Here is a 386-nt window from a genome sequence, read left to right on the forward strand (position 1 = left end):
GGGGCGGCCTACTCCGACATGGACTACGAACTGGGCGGTAACTTCGAAGACCTTGAGGCCACCGGTAATGCGCAGATCACCACCGTGTTTGCCGACCAGAGCCTGATTCGCACCCGCAACCTCAACCTCAATGTGCAGTTGCAGTACGACAGCAAACAGCTCGAAGATAAAATCGACGCCTTTGGCTCCAACAGTGATAAAGAGTCCGAGCTCTACACCCTCACCATCGGCGGTGACTGGCGCGACCAAGTGTTGGGCGGCGGTGTGACCCAGTGGTCATTGGCTTACACCAAGGGCGAGCTGACCATTAACAGCTACCTCGACCAAGTGATTGACTCGGTCACCGCGCAAAGCGCTGGCGACTTCGAGCGCTGGACCCCGTCCAT

At 58.0% G+C, this 386-nt stretch carries 1 protein-coding gene; it reads left to right on the plus strand.

Annotated elements, in window-relative coordinates:
• Nucleotides 1-386 (plus strand): hypothetical protein (locus tag Q4563_RS16825; protein WP_303605305.1); only part of this gene is annotated, 386 nt, incomplete at both ends.

The organism is Gilvimarinus sp. 1_MG-2023, assembly GCF_030548285.1.